19 protein-coding genes are annotated in these 19,986 nt (G+C 67.4%); 4 read left to right on the forward strand and 15 right to left on the reverse strand.

Annotation, left to right across the window (positions count from 1 at the left end; all coding sequences use genetic code 11):
• Nucleotide 1: 1 nt before the first annotated feature.
• Both ACRDTL_RS00740 and ACRDTL_RS00745 read left to right on the forward strand, forming a co-directional pair.
• Nucleotides 2–625, forward strand: coding sequence for a precorrin-8X methylmutase (locus tag ACRDTL_RS00740; RefSeq protein ID WP_431504813.1), 624 nt, complete (start codon nucleotides 2–4; stop codon nucleotides 623–625).
• A complete protein-coding gene (locus tag ACRDTL_RS00745) occupies nucleotides 622–2,094 on the forward strand; it encodes a precorrin-2 C(20)-methyltransferase (protein WP_431504814.1) in 1,473 nt (490 codons plus the stop codon). The genes ACRDTL_RS00740 and ACRDTL_RS00745 overlap by 4 nt, the downstream gene beginning before the upstream one ends.
• Before the next feature lie 212 nt (nucleotides 2,095–2,306).
• Here the strand turns inward: ACRDTL_RS00745 and ACRDTL_RS00750 are convergent, their stop codons facing one another.
• From ACRDTL_RS00750 to ACRDTL_RS00775, 6 genes are all read right to left on the reverse strand, one after another.
• Nucleotides 2,307–5,210, reverse strand: a complete 2,904-nt coding sequence (locus tag ACRDTL_RS00750; protein WP_431504815.1) for an RND family transporter — start codon at nucleotides 5,208–5,210, stop codon at nucleotides 2,307–2,309.
• The gene (locus ACRDTL_RS00755) at nucleotides 5,207–5,638 is read right to left on the reverse strand and encodes an MmpS family transport accessory protein (protein WP_431504816.1); all 432 of its coding nucleotides are present in this window, start codon (nucleotides 5,636–5,638) and stop codon (nucleotides 5,207–5,209) included. Before ACRDTL_RS00755 ends, ACRDTL_RS00750 begins: the two co-directional genes overlap by 4 nt.
• 184 nt (nucleotides 5,639–5,822) lie before the next feature.
• Nucleotides 5,823–6,551 (reverse strand): cobalt-precorrin-6A reductase, encoded by a 729-nt coding sequence (locus ACRDTL_RS00760; protein WP_431504817.1) that lies wholly within the window; start codon nucleotides 6,549–6,551, stop codon nucleotides 5,823–5,825.
• Nucleotides 6,551–7,303 carry a precorrin-4 C(11)-methyltransferase gene (gene cobM, locus ACRDTL_RS00765; RefSeq protein ID WP_431504818.1) on the reverse strand — a complete coding sequence of 251 codons (753 nt, stop codon included), beginning with the start codon at nucleotides 7,301–7,303 and terminating at the stop codon, nucleotides 6,551–6,553. Before cobM ends, ACRDTL_RS00760 begins: the two co-directional genes overlap by 1 nt.
• On the reverse strand, nucleotides 7,300–8,463 hold the full coding sequence (gene cbiE / locus ACRDTL_RS00770; RefSeq protein WP_431504819.1) for a precorrin-6y C5,15-methyltransferase (decarboxylating) subunit CbiE: 1,164 nt from the start codon (nucleotides 8,461–8,463) through the stop codon (nucleotides 7,300–7,302). The genes cobM and cbiE overlap by 4 nt, the downstream gene beginning before the upstream one ends.
• Nucleotides 8,460–9,209, reverse strand: coding sequence for an SDR family NAD(P)-dependent oxidoreductase (locus tag ACRDTL_RS00775; RefSeq protein ID WP_431504820.1), 750 nt, complete (start codon nucleotides 9,207–9,209; stop codon nucleotides 8,460–8,462). The genes cbiE and ACRDTL_RS00775 overlap by 4 nt, the downstream gene beginning before the upstream one ends.
• 35 nt (nucleotides 9,210–9,244) lie before the next feature.
• Between ACRDTL_RS00775 and ACRDTL_RS00780 the strand changes: the two genes are divergently transcribed.
• Nucleotides 9,245–9,667: a F420-dependent biliverdin reductase gene (locus tag ACRDTL_RS00780; RefSeq protein ID WP_431504821.1), complete on the forward strand. Its 423-nt coding sequence runs from the start codon at nucleotides 9,245–9,247 to the stop codon at nucleotides 9,665–9,667.
• Here the strand turns inward: ACRDTL_RS00780 and ACRDTL_RS00785 are convergent.
• Both ACRDTL_RS00785 and ACRDTL_RS00790 read right to left on the reverse strand, forming a co-directional pair.
• On the reverse strand, nucleotides 9,664–10,338 hold the full coding sequence (locus tag ACRDTL_RS00785; RefSeq protein ID WP_431504822.1) for a GNAT family N-acetyltransferase: 675 nt from the start codon (nucleotides 10,336–10,338) through the stop codon (nucleotides 9,664–9,666). The genes ACRDTL_RS00780 and ACRDTL_RS00785 overlap by 4 nt on opposite strands.
• A 32-nt stretch (nucleotides 10,339–10,370) precedes the next feature.
• Nucleotides 10,371–11,498: a M24 family metallopeptidase gene (locus ACRDTL_RS00790; protein WP_431504823.1), complete on the reverse strand. Its 1,128-nt coding sequence runs from the start codon at nucleotides 11,496–11,498 to the stop codon at nucleotides 10,371–10,373.
• Between the two features lie 31 nt (nucleotides 11,499–11,529).
• On the opposite strand from ACRDTL_RS00790, the gene ACRDTL_RS00795 reads away from it, so the two are divergent.
• Nucleotides 11,530–12,486 (forward strand): 5'-3' exonuclease, encoded by a 957-nt coding sequence (locus tag ACRDTL_RS00795; protein WP_431504824.1) that lies wholly within the window; start codon nucleotides 11,530–11,532, stop codon nucleotides 12,484–12,486.
• A gap of 13 nt (nucleotides 12,487–12,499) precedes the next feature.
• On the opposite strand, the gene ACRDTL_RS00800 is transcribed toward ACRDTL_RS00795, so the two are convergent.
• The 7 genes from ACRDTL_RS00800 to ACRDTL_RS00830 form a co-directional block, all read right to left on the reverse strand.
• Nucleotides 12,500–13,225 (reverse strand): DUF4333 domain-containing protein, encoded by a 726-nt coding sequence (locus tag ACRDTL_RS00800; RefSeq protein WP_431504825.1) that lies wholly within the window; start codon nucleotides 13,223–13,225, stop codon nucleotides 12,500–12,502.
• Between the two features lie 69 nt (nucleotides 13,226–13,294).
• The gene (locus tag ACRDTL_RS00805) at nucleotides 13,295–16,111 is read right to left on the reverse strand and encodes a DEAD/DEAH box helicase (RefSeq protein ID WP_431504826.1); all 2,817 of its coding nucleotides are present in this window, start codon (nucleotides 16,109–16,111) and stop codon (nucleotides 13,295–13,297) included.
• Nucleotides 16,095–17,030, reverse strand: coding sequence for a twin-arginine translocase subunit TatC (gene tatC / locus ACRDTL_RS00810; protein WP_431504827.1), 936 nt, complete (start codon nucleotides 17,028–17,030; stop codon nucleotides 16,095–16,097). The genes ACRDTL_RS00805 and tatC overlap by 17 nt, the downstream gene beginning before the upstream one ends.
• A 52-nt stretch (nucleotides 17,031–17,082) precedes the next feature.
• Complete coding sequence (gene tatA / locus ACRDTL_RS00815; RefSeq protein ID WP_431504828.1) at nucleotides 17,083–17,310, reverse strand: Sec-independent protein translocase subunit TatA; 228 nt, start codon at nucleotides 17,308–17,310, stop codon at nucleotides 17,083–17,085.
• Nucleotides 17,311–17,338: 28 nt separating this feature from the next.
• The gene (locus ACRDTL_RS00820) at nucleotides 17,339–18,301 is read right to left on the reverse strand and encodes a helix-turn-helix transcriptional regulator (protein WP_431504829.1); all 963 of its coding nucleotides are present in this window, start codon (nucleotides 18,299–18,301) and stop codon (nucleotides 17,339–17,341) included.
• Nucleotides 18,298–19,287 carry a helix-turn-helix transcriptional regulator gene (locus ACRDTL_RS00825; protein WP_431504830.1) on the reverse strand — a complete coding sequence of 330 codons (990 nt, stop codon included), beginning with the start codon at nucleotides 19,285–19,287 and terminating at the stop codon, nucleotides 18,298–18,300. The genes ACRDTL_RS00820 and ACRDTL_RS00825 overlap by 4 nt, the downstream gene beginning before the upstream one ends.
• A gap of 16 nt (nucleotides 19,288–19,303) precedes the next feature.
• The coding region (locus tag ACRDTL_RS00830) for a proteasome accessory factor PafA2 family protein (protein WP_431504831.1) at nucleotides 19,304–19,986 on the reverse strand (683 nt) is incomplete at its 5' end.

A 19,986-nucleotide genomic window follows, 5' to 3' on the forward strand; every position in this document is an offset into this window, starting at 1 on the left:
GGTGCTCGACTACCTTCGCGACGCCGACGAGATCTACCGGCAGTCGTTCGCGGCAATCCGCGCCGAGGCGGACCTGAGCCGCTTTCCCGCCGACGTCGAGCAGGTGGTGGTGCGGCTGATCCACACCTGCGGCCAGGTCGACCTCACCGAGCACATCGCCTACACCGACGACGTCGTCACCCGGGCCGCCGCGGCCCTCGCCGACGGCGCCGCGGTGCTGTGCGACTCGTCGATGGTGGCGGCCGGGATCACCCGGACACGCCTTCAGAACAACGAGATCGTGTCGCTAGTGGCCGACCCGCGCGCCGCGGAGTTGGCCGCCCGCGGGCGCACCACCCGCTCGGCGGCCGGAGTGGAGGTGTGGGCGGATCGGCTGGCCGGGGCGGTACTGGCGATCGGCAATGCGCCCACCGCACTGTTCCGGCTGCTCGAGTTGGTCGACGACGGTGTGCCGGCGCCGGCCGCGGTGCTGGGCGGGCCGGTCGGCTTCGTCGGCTCGGCCCAGTCCAAGCAGGAGCTCGTCGATCGCCCGCGCGGAATGTCGTATCTGGTGGTGACCGGCCGCCGCGGCGGCAGCGCGATGGCCGCCGCCGCCGTCAACGCGATCGCGGCAAACACCCAATGACGCGTCGCGGAACGTTGTTCGGCGTCGGGCTGGGACCCGGCGACCCGGAATTGGTCACGATCAAGGCCGCCCGGGTGATCGGCGAAGCCGATGTGGTGGCCTATCACAGCGCCCGCCACGGCCGCAGTATCGCCCGCGGCATCGCCGAACCGTATCTGCGGCCCGGCCAGATCGAGGAGCACCTGGTCTACCCGGTCACCACCGAGTCCACCGATCATCCCGGTGGCTACGCGGGCGCGCTGGAAGACTTCTACGCCGACGCCACCGCACGCATCGCCGCGCATCTGGACGCCGGGCGTGACGTGGCGCTGCTGGCCGAGGGCGATCCGCTGTTCTACAGCTCCTACATGCATCTGCATACTCGGCTGACGCGCCGGTTCGACGCGGTGATCGTGCCCGGGGTGACGTCGATCAGCGCGGCCTCGGCGGCGATCGCGACACCGCTGGTGGCCGGCGACGAGGTGCTTTCCGTGCTGCCGGGCACGCTGCCGGTTGCCGAGCTGACTCGTCGGCTTTCCGACGCCGACGCCGCCGTCGTGCTCAAGCTCGGTCGTTCATATCAAGCTGTGCGAGAGGCGCTTTCGATGTCTGGCCGACTCGACGACGCGGTGTACGTGGAGCGAGCCAGCACCGCCGGGCAGCGGCTGCTGCCCGCCGCCGATGTCGAGGCGGCAAATGTTCCGTATTTTTCGCTGGCGATGGTGCCGGGCGGCCGGCGTTGCCGATCGCGGCCCGGCGCCGTCGCGGTCGTGGGTCTTGGCCCCGGGCACACCGATTGGATGACCCCGGAAAGCCGTCGCGAGCTGGCTGCCGCCACGGACTTGATCGGTTACGGCCGGTATCTGGACCGGGTCCCCGTCCGCGACGGGCAACAGCGTCACCCCAGCGACAACACCGACGAGCCGGCGCGGGCGCGGCTGGCGTGCACGCTGGCCGAGCAGGGCCGCGCGGTGGCGGTGGTGTCGTCGGGCGATCCGGGGGTGTTCGCGATGGCCACCGCCGTACTCGAAGAAGCCAAGCAGTGGCCGGCTGTGCCGGTGCGGGTGATTCCGGCGATGACCGCCGCGCAGGCGGTGGCCAGCCGGGTCGGCGCTCCGCTGGGACACGACTATGCGGTGATTTCGCTGTCTGATCGGCTCAAGCCATGGAAGGTGATCGCGCAGCGGCTCTCTGCCGCAGCGGCGGCCGACATGGTGCTGGCCATCTACAATCCGGCGTCGAAGACCCGGACCTGGCAGGTCGGCGCGATGCGGGATCTGCTGCTGGCTCATCGTGATCCGGGCACACCGGTGGTGATCGGCCGCGACGTGTCCGGTCCCGACGAGCATGTCACGGTGGTGCGGTTGGCGGACCTGAACCCGGCCGACGTCGACATGCGTTGCCTGCTGATCGTCGGATCGTCGCAAACCCAGTGGTATTCAGTCGATTCCGTTGACCGAGTTTTCACTCCCCGGCGTTACCCGGCGTGAATCCGTTTGGCAGTCGCCGTTCCCTGTCCGGCTGCCGCGAAAACCGCGAACCAGAAGCCAGGGTCGCGACTCGATGCTGGCTCACAGCCCTGGCCTCTGCCTCGCGGGGTTGTCGTCGAGATTGCAGCCATGGTTGTGATCCGGCCGAATCCGGGGCCTACACAACGACCGTGGACGCAATTTCGATGAAATCGACAAGCCACGGCTCACCGTTACCCGACGTGAATCCCTTTGGCAGTCGCCGCTCTCCCATCCTCGCCGAGCAGCAGCGAACGAACCAGCCGGCGGGGTCCGGTGGGCCGAAGCAGATAGCTGGCCGGGCGTGGCCGCACCCGTTGCGGCCACCAGAACCAGCGTCCGAGCAGCGCGGCGGTCGATGGTGTCATCAGGGAACGCACGACCAGGGTGTCGAACAGCAGGCCGAGTCCGATCGTGCTGCCGGCCTGGCCGATGGACCGCAGGTCGCTGGCGACCATGGACATCATCGTGAAGGCGAAGACCAGGCCCGCCGCGGTGACCACCCCGCCCGTTCCGCCCATGGAGCGGATGATGCCGGTCTTTAATCCCGCGCCTATTTCCTCCTGGAAGCGCGAGACCAGCAGCAGGTTGTAGTCGGATCCGACGGCAAGAAGAATGATCAACCCGAACACCGGCGCGATCCAGTTCAAGTCCAGGCCGAAAATGTGCTGCCAGACCAGCACGGACAGTCCGAAGGCAGCGCCCAGCGATACCAGCACCGTGCCGACGATCGCCAGGGACGCGACCAGCGCTCGGGTGATGATCACCATGACAACGAATATCAGCGTCAGCGCCGCTATTCCCACGATCAAAAGGTCGTATTTCGAGCCGGTTTGGATGTCGTTGTACACCGCCGCCGTCCCGGTCAGATAGAACTTTGCGTCAGTCAGGGGCGTTCCCTTGACCGCTTCGTGCGCGGCCTTGAGTTCCGGTTTGACCGCCGAGATGCCTGTGGGGGTCGCCGGGTCTGCATCGTGGGTGATGATGAAGCGCGCCGCCTTCCCGTCGGCGGACAGGAAAAGTTTCAGCCCGCGTTGGAAGTCCGGATTGTCGAACGCTTCCGGCGGCAGGTAGAAGTAGTCGTCGGCTTTGGAGGAGTCGAACGCCTGGCCCATCGCGCTTGCCGTGTCCGTCATCCGGGACATCTGAGTGACGAGTCCCGAGAAGCTGCTGTGCATGGTCAGCAGGGTCTCCTGCATGGATTTCGTGACCGCAATGATTGGCGGAAATTGTTGGAGCAGTTGCGGCAACACCGCGTCGATATTGCTCACATCTTTGAGTAGCGCGGTCATGTCGTCGCTGAACTTGTCGACACCGTCGATCGCTTCGAATACCGAGCGCGCCGCCCAGCAGGCGGGAATGTTGAAGCAGTGTTGTTCCCAGTAGAGATAGCTGCGAAACGGCCTGGCGAAATCGTCGAAATCCGCTAGATGGTCTCGCATCTCGTCCAGCGTGGCTTTCATTTCGGTCATGTCGCCAAGCATGTGATGAGTCGTATCGCTCATCTGGCTCAGTAGGCCGTTCATCCGCTCCATCGACCCGATCATGGCGCCGAGGTCGTCGCTCATCTTGAGCATGTCGGCCATCCGGTCTTTCATGAATTGCAAGTTCTCCTGTATCGGAATCGCTTGCATGCTGAGCTGAAACGGTATCGACGTGTGTTCGATCGGACTTCCCAGCGGTCTGGTGATGCTTTGTATTCGCTCGATACCGGGTGTGCGGAAGATATTCTTGGCGATCCTGTCCAGGATGATCATGTCGGCAGGGTTCCGCATATCGTGATTACCCTCGACCATCAGGATGTCGGGATTGAGTCTGGCGGCACTGAAATGACGCTCGGCGGCGGCGTATCCGACGTTCGACGGCAGACTGCGGGGTACGTAGAAGCGGTCGTTGTAGCTGATCTTCATGCTCGGCATGACGAGCATGCCGGCGATGGCGATGAGCAGCGACACCACAAAGATCGGCCCGGGCCAGCGCACGGTCGCGGTGCCGACGCGCCGCCATCCGTGCGTCTTGATGGTCCGTTTCGGATCGAGCAGACCGAACCTGCCGGCCACGGCTACAACGGCCGGCGCCACGGTCAGCGCGCCCGCGATCACGATGAGCAACCCCAGCGCCGACGGAATGCCGAGAGCCTTGAAGTAGGCCAATCGCGCGAAGTGCAGGCAAAGCGACGCTCCGGCAATCGTGAGCCCCGAGCCCAAAATAACGTGATAGGTTCCGCGGAACATCGTGTACCAGGCCGTTTCTCGATCTTGGCCGGCCTGACGTGCCTCGTGATAACGGCCGATGAGGAATATCGCATAATCTGTTCCGGCCGCAATGGCCAGCGACGACAGCATGGCGACGACGAACGTCGAAAATCCCAACAGGTCATTGTGGCCGAGAAACGCCACGACTCCCCTGGCCGTGAGCATCTCGATGAAGACCATAAACAGAACGAGAAGCACGGTGCTCACAGAGCGATAGACAAGAGCAAGCATGATCGTGATCACCACGCCCGTCACGCCCATCATCTTGAACATGCTTTTGTCGGCGGCCTCGGTCATGTCCGTCGTGAGCGCCGCCGGGCCGGTGACGTATGCCTTGATCCCGTCGGGCGGTGGTGAATCGTCGACAATCTTTCGAACCGCGTCGACGGACTCGTTTCCTAAAGTGCTGCCCTGGTTGCCGGCCGTGTTGATTTGCGCATAGGCGGCTTTACCGTCACTGCTCTGAGCACCGGCGGCAGTGATCGGGTCTCCCCACAAGTCGTGGAGATGCTGTACATGTTCGGGATCGGCCGCCAGCTTCTTCACCAAGCCGGCGTAATAGCGATGCGCGTCGTCGCCGAGTTCGTTTTTGCTTTCCAGGACCAGCATGACGATGCTGTCGGAATCGGACTCCTGGAACTTCTTCCCTATGTGCTTCGCGGCGATCATCGCCGGCGCATCTTGCGGCGACATCGTTACCGCATGGTCTCTCGCGACAAATTCGATCCACGGCACCAGGACGTTCACGGCGATCGCCAGGATCAGCCACGCCAGGATGATCGGCACCGCGAACGCACGGACCGCCCGCATGAACGCCGGGCGGGTGCCATCGTCGGCGTTCATCCGGCCTTCACCAGGCAGAACGTCTGGGCGTGGTGGCCGGCCGAGGATCGCTGGTCTTTGATCTCACCGTTGACGGTGATGCGGCACCCGATGCTGTCGCTGTTGCCCTGTGCCACCACGCTGGCGACAACGGCCGGTGTGGTCGTCGTGATCGTGTAGGTCCAGGGCAGGCTGCTGAAATTCGCCTCCTCCGGCTGAGCGCTCTTGCTCAAGTAGCTCACGCTTCCCGCGGTGTCGCTGGGACCGAACACCTCGTACAACACCTGCTTGGTATTGATCGACTCGATCACTTCGGAGCCGCTGCCAGTCCAGCGAAAAATCTCGTCGGAACCGAAAACGCCGCGAAGCCGGTCGACGGCGAGACCACCAAGGACAACCGCCACCACGACGACGAGTGGCACCCACGCTCGCTTGAGAAAGGTCCACATTGAAGTCTCTCCACTTGTGACCAAGTACTTCAATAGATATCATACCCGGTGGGGTATATACAACCTAAATAAGGGCACGGGTGACGCGCAGCCCGGCCAGTGTCCAGTTACTGCACGGGTTTGGTGGAAAGCCGTGTCATAAGTGGCCATTCGGCGCTTAACCCAGCGGCGGCAGCAGCGACATCTATCGCTGAGCGTTCACTACCCAGGCGATCACTTCCTCGACCGTGCCCACCGTCGTCACCCGGGCAGGCAACGGCGGCCTTTGCACCATCACCACCGGGATGTCTAATGCGGCGGCGGCATCCAGCTTCGCGCGCGTCAACTCACCGCCGCTGTTCTTGGTGATCAGCGCATCGATGCGATGCCGGCGCAGCAACGCGTATTCCCCGTCGTAGTGATACGGCCCGCGAGACAGCAGCAATTCGTGACGGCGCGGTAGCGCATCGCTGTCCGGCGCGGTGACCGCGCGGATCAAAAACCACGCGTCGCTATCGGCGAAGGCCGCAGTACCGGACCGTCCTGTAGTGAGAAACACCCGGGAAAATCCTTGCTGTACCACCACTTTAGCTGCCTCAGGGTCTGATGCCACCATAATGGCGTCGCCGGGATCCCATGCCGGGCGGGCCAGTACCAGGTAGGGCAGCCGCAACTCCCCACACGCTGCAGCGGCATGCGCGGTGATGGTGGCAGCGAACGGATGGGTGGCGTCGACAACGGCGTCGATGTGCTCATCGCGCAGCCACTTTCGCAGTCCGTCGGCGCCGCCGAACCCGCCGATGCGCACCTTGCCGACCGGCAACGCCGGATCGGGCACCCGTCCGGCCAGCGAGCTGATGACTTCGACGTCCGGGTGCAGTCGCGTCGCCAGCGCCCGTGCCTCCCCGGTGCCGCCGAGCAGCAATACCCGCATCAGTGCGGCCTCACCCGTCGGCCCGCCGAATACAGGTAGCTGTCAGTGAATCCCTCCGCGGCCAACACGTCGCCGACGAGAATGACGGCGGTCTTGGTGATCCCGGCGTCGTGCATCTGCGCTGCGATGTCGGCCAGCCTGCCGCGCAACACCACCTGCTGTGGCCGGCTGGCGAAAGCCACGACCGCGGTGGGGGTTTCGGCCCGGTAACCGCCGTCCAGCAGTTGCGGCACGATGGTGTCGATCTGCGCGGCCGCCAAATGCAACACCAGAGTGGCACCGGACGCGGCCAACGTGGTGAGCTCCTCACCGGGCGGCATGGCCGTCGACAGCGTGGCAACCCGGGTCAGCGTCACGGTCTGCGCGACGCCCGGCACCGTGAGTTCGCGCCCCAGCGCGGCAGCCGCTGCGGCGAAGGCCGGGACACCGGGCACGATTTCATAGCCGATGCCCATGGCGTCGAGTCGGCGGCATTGCTCGGCCAGCGCGCTGTAGAGCGACGGGTCGCCGGAATGTAGCCGCGCCACATCGTGGCCGGCAGCGTCGGCGTCGGCGATCTCGCTGATGATCTGTTCCAGCGTCAGCGGGCCGGTGTCGACGACCCGGGCGTCGGCTGGGCAAAGCGCCAGCAGGTCGTCGGGCATGATCGAGCCGGCGTACAGGCACACCCGGCACGTTTCGAGGAGCCGCTGTCCGCGCACGGTGATCAGGTCCGCGGCGCCGGGACCCGCACCGATGAAGTACACGGTCACGGCTTGATCATCGTCCACTGGGTGACCGGCAGCTGCGGCCGCCATCCGGTGAAGCCGCCCAGCGGCTCCCCCCGATAGTGCTGAAAGCGCTGCAGGCTGCCCCCAAAACGCGAGTAAGCCTGCACCAGAATGGCTTCCGACTCCGCGGTGACGGCATTGGCGACCAGGCGTCCGCCACCGGGCAGGTTGTCCAGGCAGGCGTCGAGCAGACCGGGCTGGGTGAGTCCCCCACCCACGAACACCGCCCACGGTGGCGCGGCGCCGTCGAACGCAGCCGGCACCTCGTCGCGCACGTCGATATCGACGCCGAACGCAGCGGCGTTGAACCCGATGTTGAGGCGGCGCCGCTCGTCGCGTTCAAACGCGGTCGCGGTGCAGCCTCGCCAGCTCCGACACCACTCGACGGCGATGCTGCCGGAGCCCGCGCCGACGTCCCACAACCGCTCCCCGGGCCGCGGTGCCAGCGCCGCGAGCGTCACCGCCCGGATAGTCTGCTTGGTGATCTGACCGTCGTGGACGAATGCGTCGTCGGGCAGTAGCAACATACGGTCGTCGGGTAGGTAGCGCGCCGCGATCACGTTGAGGTCGTCGATGTCGCCAGGTGCGTCGGCGGCCCACTCGCGCGCGGTCCCGGTGCGGCAGCGTTCCCCCGGTCCGCCCAGCTGCTCGAGCACGCTGAACTCCGTGTCGCCGCGGCCGTACGCGTTGAGCAGCACCGCCAGCTCTTTCGGCGTAGACCGCCCGCTTGAAAGCACGATCGCCCGGCCGCCCCGGCGCACAGCGGTGTGCGGCGCCGCGTTGACCAGGCTGATCACCTCGGTGTCGGCGATGCTCCAGCCCATCCGCGCGCAGGCCAGGGTCACCGCCGACACGTGCGGCAATACCGTCACCCGCTCAGCCCCGAACAATCGGATCAGCGTGCCCCCGATGCCGTGCAACAGCGGATCGCCACTGGCCAGCACGTGCACGTCGTCGGGGAGGTCTTGTAATGCCGACAACAGCGGCGACGGCCACTGCCGGCGCTCGGCGGCCACCGTGTCGTCGAGCAGGTCGAGCTGCCTGTGTGATCCGTAAACGGCTGTGGCCCTGCGTAGTTCACGGCGTGACATCTCGGATAGTCCGGGCATGCCGTCGGCGCCGATACCTACTACGACAATCATCGTGGCATCCTGCGCCAGACGAACTGCGGCAGCAACCGCAAGACGGCGAACAGCGGCCGCAGCGCCCACGGAATCCATACCGTGCGCCGCCCCTTGGCGAGCGCACGCACGGTCGCGGCGGCCACTTGTGCGGGCGTGCTGGACAGCGGCGCGGGCGTCATTCCGCGGGTCATCCGCCCGATCACAAAGCCCGGCCGCACGATCAGCAACCGCACCCCGGTGCCGTGCAGCGCGTCGGCCAGCCCGCTGGCAAAGCCGTCCAGCCCGGCCTTGGCCGAGCCGTACACGTAGTTGGCACGTCGCACCCGCACCCCGGCCACCGACGAGAACACCACCAGCGATCCCCGGCCGGCCGCGCGCATCGCGGCGGCCAGATGCGTGAGCAGGCTGACCTGGGCGACGTAGTCGGTGTGCACGACGGCCACCGCGTGCGCGGCGTTGGTTTCGGCGCGGGCTTGATCCCCGAGAATCCCGAAGGCCAGCACGGCGGTGTCGAGCGGGCCGTGGTCGGCGATGAGCGAGGCGACCAGGGGGCCGTGCGAGTCCAGGTCGTCGGCGTCGAATTCGCGGGTGTGCACGGCCGTCGCCCCGGCCGCACGGACCGCCGAGACCTGCTCGCCGAGCTTGTTCGCGCCGCGCGCGGCCAGCACGACCGTGGCACCGGGTGCCAGGCGCTGCGCCAATTCGGCGCCGATCTCGCTGCGGCCACCGAGGATCAGCACCATGTCGCCGCCCGTGTCATCCACGGCTGCGATTATGACCTGCGATACCGTGAGCCGTGATGGCGAACACCACCACCCGGCTCAGCCAAGACGCGCTGGCGTTTCTGACCGAACGCCATCTCGCTATGTTGATCACGCTGCGCGCCGACAATTCGCCGCACGTGGTGGCGGTCGGTTTCACCTTCGACCCCAAGACGCATATCGCACGGGTGATCACCACCGGCGGCTCGCAGAAGGCGGTCAACGCGGAACGTGGCGGGCTGGCGGTGCTCAGCCAGGTCGACGGTGCCCGGTGGCTGTCGCTGGAAGGACGAGCCGGCGTCAACAGCGAGATCGACGCGGTCCGCGACGCCGAACTGCGCTACGCCCAGCGGTATCGCACACCGCGACCCAACCCACGGCGGGTGGTCATCGAGGTGCAGATCGAGCGGGTGCTGGGGTCGTCGGGTCTGCTGGACCGGGGCAAGGGCCAGACCGGTTAGCCGGTGCGAGCGTCCCTGGCACCCGGCGCTCGAATCACCAGCGGCACCGCGGGGAAATAAGCCGCCATCTCCGGTCGCGACTTGCCCAGTGCGGCGGTGCCGTAGCCGCGGTGCCGGCAATCGGGATGGATCCAGATCCGGACCTGCACCTCGTGGCCGACAAGCTCGCCGAAAACCATGCCGACCTTCTGTGTCCCGTCGACCGCGACGAACCAGGCGGCCTCCTCTGCGTCGATGCGTGCCAGCGCGGAGCGAACCTCGTCGTCAAGGCTGCCGACCAACCCACCTGACCCGTCACCGGTGGTGCCGATCTCTTCGGTGCGCACGGCAAAGATGTCGCGGTCGGATTCGCCGGCAAAGGGCCGGAGCATCAGGTTGTCGCCCGAGCTCGCAGGCCGCTCCTGCAGGGTAAAGCTCAGCTGGGTGTTCAGATCGTCGAGTTCGGCGGCGATCTTCTTGCGTGAATCTTCGGTGAGCTGGTCCAGGGACATTCCCATCACCGCCTCCGCGCCGCGGTGCGAGGTGCCCAGCAGGCCGACGATCGCCTCGACCGCGGCGCGCCGATCGCCGGCCCCGACAATCACGTCCAGCACCTCGTGACGACGTTCGAGCGCATTGAACAACGCGTCGGCGATCTCGCGACGGGCGGCAACGCGGTCATGGTTGGTCATCGTCTGAGCGTAAACCCTGATCGCGGTACGGATTATCCGACCGGCACGACGATCAGCTCGTGCGGCCGGTTGTTGACGGCGATGGCACCGTCCTCGGTCACGACGACGATATCCTCGATGCGGGCTCCCCACCGGCCGGGGAAATAGATGCCGGGCTCGACGGAGAACGCCATCCCGGCCGCCAACGGTAGGTCGTTGCCTGCGACGATGTAGGGCTCTTCGTGCACCGACAACCCGATACCGTGCCCGGTGCGGTGCACGAAGTGCTCGGCTAATCCCGCGTCGGCCAGCACGTCGCGGGCCGCGGCGTCCACCTGTGCGGCGGTCGCACCGGGTCGCGCCGCATCCACCGCGGCGTGCTGCGCTCCTTGTAGCAACGAATAGTGGTGCGCCACTTCGGCGCTGGGCTCACCAAGGCTGTAGGTGCGGGTCGAGTCGGAGTGATAGCCCGGCTCATACGAACCGCCGATATCGACGACGACGACGTCGCCGCTTCGCAGTTCGCGGTCCGAGCATTCGTGGTGCGGGTCGGCGCCGTGCGGGCCTGAGCCCACGATCACGAATGCCACCTCCGAATGCCCCTCGGCGACAATAGCTTCAGCGATATCCGCGGCGACGTCGGCCTCGGTGCGGCCGGGCGCCAAGAACTCGGGCACCCGGGCGTGTACCCGGTCGATTGCCGCACCGGCTTTGCGCAGCGCGTCGATCTCGGCCGCGTCCTTGATCATCCGCAGCCCGCGCAGCACACCGGTAGCCAGCACCGGCGGCACGCCGAGCACCTCGGCCAGCGGCAGCAAGTGCAGCGCCGGCATCGAGTCGGTGACCGCGGTCGCCGCCGGGGCGCCGCCCAGCGCCGCGGCGACCAGTCGGTAGGGATCGTCACCGTCGACCCAGTCGGCCGCGGCCAGTCCCAGCTCGGCTGCGGCGGATTCCTTGAGCGCGGCCAGTTCCAGTCGCGGCACCACCACGGTCGGGTCGCCGGAGGCCGGCAGCACCAGCGCGGTGAGCCGCTCGAAGGTCTGCGCGCGCGAACCGAGCAGGTATCGGAGGTCATACCCCGGGGTGATCACCAGACCCGCGAGACCGGCATCGGCGGTGGCGGCCGCCGCCGCAGCAAGCCGGCGAGCATAGACGTCTGTATGGAATCGGCTGGAACTCATGGCAGCCAGGCTAGCTGGCAGGATGACGGGCATGTCTGCACCTTTGCTGCTGCTCGACGGCGCCAGCATGTGGTTTCGCTCCTACTACGGGGTCCCGTCGTCGATCACGGCGCCCGATGGGCGGCCGGTGAACGCGGTCCGCGGCTTTTTGGACTCGATGGCGGTGCTGATCACCCGGCAGCGGCCCGCGCGGTTGGTGGTGTGCCTGGATCTGGATTGGCGACCACAGTTCCGGGTGGACGCCATCCCGTCGTACAAGGCGCACCGCGTCGAGGCGGAAAACCCGGACGGACAGCCCGATCTCGAAGAGGTACCCGACGAGTTATCGCCGCAGGTGGAGATGATCGAGGAGATCCTCGAAGCGTTCGGCATCTGCACCGGCGGCGCAGCGGGCTTCGAAGCCGACGACGTGATCGGTACGCTGGCCGCCGCCGAACGCGGGGACCCGGTCGTCGTGGTCAGCGGCGACCGCGACCTGCTGCAAGTGGTCGGCGACGATCCGGTCCCGGTGCGGGTGCTCTACCTCGGCCGCGGTTTGACCAACGCCACGCTGATGGGGCCCCGGGAGGTGGCCGACCGCTATGGCGTGCCGGTCGATCGAGCCGGCCCCGGTTACGCCGAATTCGCGCTGCTGCGCGGCGACCCGTCCGACGGGCTCCCCGGCGTGCCCGGCATCGGGGAGAAGACCGCCGCGACGCTGCTGGCGCAGCATGGCTCGTTGGCGGGCATTCTGGCTGCGGTCGACAACCCCAAATCGTCGCTGTCCAAAGGGCTTCGGAGCAAGCTGCGGGCGGCCGCCGACTACGTGGAGGCCGCCGGCCCGGTGGTGCGGGTGGCCACCGACGCGCCGGTCACGTTGTCGACGCCCACCGACACGCTGCCGCTCGTGGCGGCCGATCCCGCGGCGACCGCCGAACTGGCGAAGCGGTTCGGTGTCGGGTCGTCGATCGCCCGGCTACAGAAAGCGCTGGACGCCTTATCGGGCTGACCGGCCGGCGTTGTTACTGGGGCCGGCCGACCTCGTAGGTGCCCTTGTTGTCTTGGAAGGTCACCGTCACGTGTCGCTTGCTGCCGTCGATGGTCACGTCGCAGGTAAAGGTGTCACCCTTTTTGACGACCGGATCTCCCTTACCGTCGTTGCACTTGACGTCCTTGACGTTCTTGGCCCCGTACCCGTTGGTCGCGTCGGTGAGGATCTGCTGCACACCCGTCTGCGCCTTGTTGATGTCCAGTTTGGTGGTCACGAAAAACCCGGGCGCCCAGAACCCCATCACCAACACGACCGCGATGACGACCGCCACGAAGGCGCCGATCACGATGCCGATCACGGTGAGCGAGCGCCTCGAACGCTCCGGGGGCGGCCCGTAGGGCCCGGGCTGCTGCGGATACGGGCCGTAGGGGCCCGGCTGGGGCGGATACGGCCCGGCTTGAGTTGGTTGCCCGTAGGGGCCGTATTGGCCGGGCTGTTGCGGCGGATAGTCCGGGGGCTGCGGATAGCCCGGCGGCGGCGGATAGCCCGGAGGAGGCGGATAGTACTGCGAGGTCGGCTGTTGGTACTGCGGGTACTCGGAGGGGTTATACGCGGGCGCTTGCCACGTCTGCTGTTCCGCACTCGACTGCTGCCAGGGCGACGCCGGTGCGGTCTGTTCTCCGCCGCTCGCCTGCTGGTCGTCGGTTTGGTTGGGCTGCCACGGCTGGGTGGGGTCGGGTCCCTGTGGTCCGCTCATGGTGTCCTCGGTCCTCTCCGTCCTGACGCGGGCGTTTGGCGGGCGTATGTAACCGTAGCCCGCGCTAGCCTACCCGGCGTCAACTGCGACGACGCCGCGCCGAATCCCGTCGATCGCACTTTTGGCCGTGCTCCGCAGGTCTGGTTGCGGGGCGGCGTTGCGCACCTGGTCGAGCAGGTCGAGCACCTGCCGGCACCAACGCACGAAATCCCCGGCCGACAACGGCGAACCCGTGCCGTCCCCGTCGGCTGCGGTCAACGCGGCAGCCAGATCACCACTAGTGGCCCAGCGGTAGATCGCGGTGACGAACCCCTCATCGGGCTCACGGCTCGGGGCAATCCGGTGCCGCTGCTCGTCGGCGCGTAACTCGGCCGACAGCTGCCCGGTGCGGCGCAGCGCCTGGCGTACCCGCACCGGCAGCGTCTCGGTGCGGTTAGGCGGTCCCTGGCCCCTGAAACCCGGGTCGCCGCGTGACTCGAAGAGCACCGCCGATGCCACCGCGGCCAATTCGGCGGGCCGCAGACCGCTCCACGCGCCGGTGCGCAGGCATTCGGCGACCAAAAGGTCGCTCTCGCTGTAGATCCGGGCGAGCAGTCGGCCGTCGTCGGTGACCCGGGGACTGTCGTCGACCACGCCGTCATAGCGCCGCTTCTCCTCATCGCTGCGCTCTGTATCGTCGCCGACGCGGATAAACCCGCGCTCGGTGAGCAACCCGACGATTCGGTCGAAGGTGCGGGCCAGCGAGTTAGTGGCGGCGGCCACTTTCTTTTGCAACTGCGCGTTGTCGCGTTCGATACGCAGATAGCGTTCCGCAACCCTGACCTGAGCCTCCCGGTCGCGTGTGTGATGGGTGCGATGGCCGCGCAACTGCGCGCGCAGCGACGCCAGTTCGGGGTCGATATCGGGGGCCGCAGACCCCGGATCAGGTGCGCTGCGCCTGCCGCGGGTGGTCGGCTGCGCCAACCCGGCAGCGGCCGAGCGCAGCGCCGACGCCAGATCCCGACGGACCCGCGGCTGACGGTGTTCGACCCGCTTGGGCAATGTCATCGATCCGACCGGCTGCGCCGAGCCGGCGTAGTCGGCCGACGAAATACGACCCGCCCAGCGGTGTTCGGTGAGCACCAAGGGTCGCGGGTCGGAGCTGTCCCGGGCGGATTCCAACACGACGGCCAGGCCGCCGCGCCGGCCGTGCGGGATCGTGATGATGTCGCCGCGACGCAGCGCGGCCAGGGCATCATTGGCCGCCTGTCGCCGCTGCAGCCGGGAGGCACGGGCCTGCGCGCGCTCCCGCACCGAGATCTGTTCGCGCAGCCGGGCGTAATCCAGGACCGGTGCATCTTGTCCGCCGAGCTCACCGGCGATCTCGGCGAGCATCGCCTCGCCGCGCTGCACGCCGCGGACCAGGCCGACGACCGACCGGTCGGCCTGATACTGGGCGAACGACTGCTCGAGCAGCTGATGCGCCTGCTCGGGGCCCATCCGGTGAACCAGGTTGATCGTCATGTTGTAGGACGGCGCGAACGAGCTGCGCAGCGGGAAGGTGCGGGTGGAGGCCAGGCCGGCGACCTCGGCCGGTTCGATGTCGGGATGCCAGATCACCACCGCGTGGCCTTCGACGTCGATGCCGCGCCGGCCGGCTCGGCCGGTCAGCTGGGTGTACTCCCCCGGCGTCAGCGGAACATGCTGCTCGCCGTTGAACTTCACCAGTCGTTCGAGCACCACGGTTCGGGCCGGCATATTGATCCCCAGCGCCAGAGTCTCGGTGGCGAACACCGCTTGGATCAGGCCGGCGGTGAACAGCTCTTCGACGGTATGGCGGAACACCGGCAACATTCCGGCGTGGTGGGCGGCCAACCCGCGCAGCAGTCCCTCGCGCCACTCGTAGTAGCCGAGCACAGCCAGGTCGGCATCGGCCAGGTCGCCGCAGCGATGATCGATCACCTCCGCAATCCGCACCCGGTTCTCCTCGGTGGTCAGTCGCAACGGCGAGCGCAGGCACTGCGCGACCGCGGCGTCACACCCGGCGCGGGAGAACACGAACGTGATCGCCGGCAGCAGACCTTCGCGGTCCAGCGCGGCAATCACACCCGGGCGCGACGGCGGCCGGTACATGCTGGGCCGCCCGGGGCCCCGGCGGGGGCCACGCCAGTCGGTGAGCCGAGCAGCCTCGCGCCGATGCGCGATGTGGCGCGCCAGTTCCGGGTCGACCCGGGGCTCGCGCCTGTCGCCGTCTGCCTGGTAGTCGAACAGGTCGAAGAGACCTTTGCCGACCAGCATGTGCTGCCACAGCGGGACCGGACGGTGCTCGTCGACGACTACCGCGGTGTCACCGCGCACGGTCTTGATCCAGCCACCGAACTCCTCGGCGTTGCTGACCGTCGCCGACAGGCTGACCAGCCGCACCTCGTCGGGCAAATGCAGGATGACCTCTTCCCACACCGGACCCCGCAGCCGGTCGGCGAGAAAGTGCACCTCGTCCATTACCACATGGGAAAGTCCTTGCAGCGCAGGGGAATCGGCGTAGAGCATGTTGCGTAGCACCTCGGTGGTCATCACCACCACCGGTGCGCTCGCGTTGACCGACAGGTCGCCGGTGAGCAACCCGATCCGGTCTTTGCCGTAGCGTGCGACGAAATCGGTGAGCTTCTGGTTGCTCAGCGCTTTCAGCGGCGTGGTGTAGAAGCATTTGCCACCCGCGGCCAGCGCCAGGTGCACCGCGAACTCGCCGACCACCGTCTTGCCGGCCCCGGTCGGCGCACAGACCAGCACTCCGTGGCCGCGTTCCAAGGCGGCGCAGGCCTGCTGCTGGAAGCCGTCGAGGCCAAACGGCAGCTCCGCGGCGAATCGGGCCAGTTCGCCGGCGCGACCCTCAGGTGACGTCGTCATGGGGTCCGGCGACCGGCGAGGGCGCCGCCACCGCGGGCGGCGGTTCGATGGTCGAGGCGTCCTCGTCGGGGATCTCGGTCATCGCGGCACGCTTGGCTTGGCGTTTGTCGTGCAGCCGGACGATCTGGATGGCCATCTCGAGCAACAGGGTCAGCGCGAGTCCGAGTGCGGTCATCGAGAACGGATCCGATCCCGGGGTGAAGATCGCCGCGAACACGAACATGGCGAAGATCAGGCCGCGCCGCCAGGACTTGAGCCGCTGGTAGCTCAGCACACCGACGAGGTTGAGCATGATGATCAGCAACGGGAACTCGAAGCTGATGCCGAAAACCAGCAGCAAGTTGATCAGAAAGCCGAAATACCGATCGCCGGACAACGCGGTAACCTGCACGTCGCTGCCGACGGTCAACAGGAAGTGCAATGCCTTCGACAGCACCAGGTAGGCCAGCACCGCACCGGCGACGAACAACGCCGCGCCCGGAATCACGAATGCCAGCGCGAAGCGGCGTTCCTTGCGGTACAGGCCCGGCGTGATGAATGCCCAAAGTTGGTAGAGCCACATCGGGCAGGCCAGCACGATGCCGACGGTCAACCCCACCTTGACCCGCAACATGAACTGGTCGAACGGGGCGGTGGCCAGTAGCCGGCACTGCCCGTCGGCGCTGATCTCCGCGCGGGCGGACTGCGGCAACGAGCAGTACGGGCGGCGCAGCCACTCGCCCAGGCTTTCCAGCCCGAACAGTGAGTGCGAGTACCAGATGAACCCCAGCGCGGTGGTGAGCGCGATGGTGGCGAGCGAGATCAGCAACCGGGTACGCAGCTCGGTCAGGTGTGCGACGAGCGGCATCGTCCCGTCCGGGTTGGTGCGACTGCGACGCAGGCGCGGATCGAGTCGCCGCAGAATTCCGGTGTTACGCACGGTCAGTCAGGCAGCGCGTGCGGCGCATCCGCACGCATGGGCCGATGCCAGGCTAGCTCGACCGTCCGTCGGCGGGCGGCGGCTCGACCCGTTCGGACTGGACGGTTGTCGGCGCGGAGGACTCCGGCTTGTTGTCGTTGTGCAGTTCACGGACCTCGGATTTGAAGATTCGCAACGACTTGCCCAGCGAACGTGCCGCATCGGGGAGCCTCTTTGCACCGAACAGGATGACCACCGCAACGGCAAGGATCGCCCAATGCCACGGACTAAGACTGCCCACTTTGGTTACCTCCAGACGTCCACCGATGCTACCGCGCCGCGGCGTCGTACGTCTCAAGCGCCGCCGTCGCCGCGTCTTGCACCCGCCGGGTCAGGTTTTCCGGTCCCAGCACCTGCACCGCCGGTCCCAGTCCCAGCACCAGGCGGGTCATCCACTCGTCGGAGGCATACGTCATAGCCGCCTCGGTGTAGCCGTCGGGCAGCTCGCGCAGCAGGCGTATCGGGTAGTACTCGGACATCCATGACGCCGACGGGGCCAGCCGTAACGTGGCCGACGGCAGCGCCGGATCGGCATCGAACAGTGAGGTATCCGGCGGCGCGGCCACGGCGGGCTCCGGCGGCGCGGACGGCTCGTCGAGCACGGTGGCGTCGACGATGCGGTCGAACCGGAACAGCCGTACGCCTTCGGCCTCGCGCGACCATGCCTCCAGGTAGCTGTGGTCCCCGATGACCACGATGCGGATCGGGTCGACGACCCGGCTGGTCAGGGTGTCCCGCGAGGCGGAGTAGTAGTCGATCATCAACGCGCGGCTGCCGCGTACCGCCGAACGCACCGCGGCCGCAGCCTGGGTCTCGGCGGACGCCGGCTCGTCAGCGGCCGCCCCGGAGTTGCGCGCGGCGACACCGGCCGCGGCCTCGATCTTGGCGATCGCGCTGCGCGCCGCCTCCGGATCGACCACACCGGGGATATCCGCCAGCGCCTGCAGCGCCACCAGCACAACGGTGGCCTCCGGCGAGGTCAGCCGCAACGGCTTGTCCACACCAGCGGAAAAGGTCACCTCGATGGTGTCGCCGGAGAAATCGAAGTCGATCAGGTCGCCGGGAAAGTAGCCGGGACGACCACACACCCACAGCTGCTTGAGATCTTCGTCCAGCTGCTCTAGAGACACGCCGAGGTCGGCGGCGGCCTGAGCCCGGGTGATCCGCGGGTTGGCCTGGAAATACGGCACCATATTCAGCAACCGCACCAACCGCGTGGACACGGGAGTCATGCTTGCTCCTCGGCCCGGGCGCGCAGCCGGCCCAGCACATCCTCGCGCAGCGACTCGGGTTCCAGCACGATGGCGTCGGCGCCGTATCCGGTGATCTCCTGCGCCAGCCGGCCGGTGGACCCGATGTCGAGTTCGACCACGTCGCCGTCGCGGCCGGCTAATTGCCGCGCTCCCAACGTTTTTCCGGCGCGTCGCAGCGTGGTACACCGTTCATCGGCCACCCACACCCGGGCTGTAACGCCGGTCGGCGCGTCGGCGACCACCGTGGCCACAATCGCGCGCAGATCCACGCCCTGCGGCGGGGTGACGCCGCCGAGCGGGCCAATCGGGGTGACCTCCTCGCCGATCCGGGACAGCCGGAACACCCGGGTGGCGTCGCGGTCGCGGTCATGCCCGACGAGGTACCAGCGGCCTTTGTCGGTGACCACACCCCACGGCTCGACGGTGCGCATGGTGTATGCCTCCGCCGGTGACGGCCGGTGCGGAAATTGCACGGCCTGCCCGGCATTGATGGCAGCCAACAGGGGGCCCAGACTGTCCTGGAAGCCGCGCAGTCCGCCGGACCCGGCCCGCGCCGCGATGGTCACCGGCGCGTCGGGGTCGAGGTCGATTCCCGCGGCCCGCAGCTTCAGTAACGCACCTTGAGTGGCGGTGATCAGCTCGGGCGATTCCCACAGCCGGGTGGCGATCGCCACCGCGGCCGCCTCCTCCTGGGTCAGCTCCACGTCGGGCAACGCGTAGGCCTCACGGTTGATGCGGTAGCCCTCCACCGGATCGAACGACGACGCCTTGCCGGTCTCCAACGGGATGCCAAGGTCGCGCAACTCGTTCTTGTCGCGCTCGAACATCCGGGAGAACGCCTCGTCACTGGGGCTGTCGAGGTAGCCGGCCACGCTGGATCGGATCTTGTCGGCAGTGAGGTAGCCGCGGGTGGACAGCAGCGCGATGACGAGGTTAACCAACCGTTCGATTTTCGACGTCGCCACGGCACCAGCGTAGGGGTTACATGCTGGCGATCAGCCGCTTGACCCGCTCGTCGACCGACCGGAACGGGTCTTTGCACAGCACGGTGCGCTGGGCCTGGTCATTGAGCTTGAGGTGCACCCAGTCGACGGTGAAGTCGCGGCCGGCCGCCTGCGCGGCGCTGATGAACTCGCCGCGCAGCCGGGCCCGGGTGGTCTGCGGCGGGATGTCGACGGCGTCCTCGATTTCCTCGTCGGTGGTGATCCGGGCGGCCAAGCCCTTGCGCTGCAGCAGATCGAAGACACCGCGCCCGCGCTTGATGTCGTGGTAGGCCAAATCGAGCTGGGCGATCTTCGGGTCGGAGAGCTCCATGGTGTAGCGGTCCTGGTAGCGCTGGAACAGTTTGCGCTTGATAACCCAGTCGATTTCGGTGTCGACCTTGGCGAAGTCCTGGCTCTCCACGGCGTCGAGTTGGCGGCCCCACAGGTCGACGACCTGTTCGATCTGCGGACTGGTTGCCCGCGTTTGCAGATACTCAACGGCACGACCGTGGTATTCCCGCTGGATATCCAGGGCGCCGGCCTGACGGCCGCCGGCCAGCCGCACCGGGCGCCGGCCGGTCAAGTCGTGGCTGACCTCGCGGATGGCGCGGATCGGGTTGTCCAGCGAAAAGTCGCGGAACGACACCCCGGCCTCGATCATCTCCAGCACCAGCCCTGCGC

The sequence above is a fragment of the Mycobacterium sp. genome (assembly GCF_050700595.1).
Taxonomy (GTDB): Bacteria; Actinomycetota; Actinomycetes; order Mycobacteriales; family Mycobacteriaceae; genus Mycobacterium.

Excerpts from the sequence above, each read along its gene's own strand:
- ACRDTL_RS00745 (WP_431504814.1), top strand. The coding sequence starts at position 622 with ATGACGCGTCGCGGAACGTTGTTCGGCGTCGGGCTGGGACCCGGCGAC.
- ACRDTL_RS00750 (WP_431504815.1), bottom strand. The coding sequence starts at position 5,210 with ATGAACGCCGACGATGGCACCCGCCCGGCGTTCATGCGGGCGGTCCGT.
- ACRDTL_RS00755 (WP_431504816.1), bottom strand. The coding sequence starts at position 5,638 with ATGTGGACCTTTCTCAAGCGAGCGTGGGTGCCACTCGTCGTCGTGGTG.
- ACRDTL_RS00760 (WP_431504817.1), bottom strand. The coding sequence starts at position 6,551 with ATGCGGGTATTGCTGCTCGGCGGCACCGGGGAGGCACGGGCGCTGGCG.
- cbiE (WP_431504819.1), bottom strand. The coding sequence starts at position 8,463 with ATGATTGTCGTAGTAGGTATCGGCGCCGACGGCATGCCCGGACTATCC.
- ACRDTL_RS00780 (WP_431504821.1), top strand. The coding sequence starts at position 9,245 with ATGGCGAACACCACCACCCGGCTCAGCCAAGACGCGCTGGCGTTTCTG.
- ACRDTL_RS00785 (WP_431504822.1), bottom strand. The coding sequence starts at position 10,338 with ATGACCAACCATGACCGCGTTGCCGCCCGTCGCGAGATCGCCGACGCG.
- ACRDTL_RS00790 (WP_431504823.1), bottom strand. The coding sequence starts at position 11,498 with ATGAGTTCCAGCCGATTCCATACAGACGTCTATGCTCGCCGGCTTGCT.
- ACRDTL_RS00795 (WP_431504824.1), top strand. The coding sequence starts at position 11,530 with ATGTCTGCACCTTTGCTGCTGCTCGACGGCGCCAGCATGTGGTTTCGC.
- ACRDTL_RS00800 (WP_431504825.1), bottom strand. The coding sequence starts at position 13,225 with ATGAGCGGACCACAGGGACCCGACCCCACCCAGCCGTGGCAGCCCAAC.
- ACRDTL_RS00805 (WP_431504826.1), bottom strand. The coding sequence starts at position 16,111 with ATGACGACGTCACCTGAGGGTCGCGCCGGCGAACTGGCCCGATTCGCC.
- ACRDTL_RS00820 (WP_431504829.1), bottom strand. The coding sequence starts at position 18,301 with ATGACTCCCGTGTCCACGCGGTTGGTGCGGTTGCTGAATATGGTGCCG.